The 384-nt window shown below is 58.1% G+C and carries 1 pseudogene; it reads right to left on the bottom strand.

Going from position 1 to position 384, the window contains the following annotated elements:
* Positions 1–266 (bottom strand): annotated as a pseudogene (locus tag PUR71_RS02350) (hypothetical protein); the annotation flags it as partial.
* Positions 267–384 lie beyond the last annotated feature (118 nt).

Genomic DNA, 384 nt, shown 5'->3' with positions numbered 1-384 from the left:
TTTTTTTTTTTTTTTTTTTTTTTTTTTTTTTTTTTTGGGTGGTGGTGGGGTTTTGGTTGGTGTTTGGGGGGGGGGGTTTGGGTGTGTGTGGGGGGTTTGTTTGGTTTTTGTTTTGGTTTTGTTTGTTTTTTTGTTGTGGGGGCGTTGGGTTTTTTTTTTTGGGGGTGTGTGTTTGCTGTGGGGGTGGTTTGTGGGGGGGGGGGTGGGGGGGGGGGGTGGTTGTGGGTGGCGCGCCCCCGGGCGCCCCTCGAGATCTTCGCACACACGTGCCGGATTCCGCGCCGGCCCGCGGCTCCCGCACCCGCATGGCCAGGGCGGCGTCGACCACTGCCTCAATGGCGGCCTGGATGGCGTTGTTGAGCTGGCTCTCCCGGTGGGTGTAGC

The sequence above is a fragment of the Streptomyces sp. SP17BM10 genome, from assembly GCF_036322405.1.
Classification (GTDB): domain Bacteria; phylum Actinomycetota; class Actinomycetes; order Streptomycetales; family Streptomycetaceae; genus Kitasatospora.
This window is presented reverse-complemented; position numbering and strand designations above follow the sequence as displayed.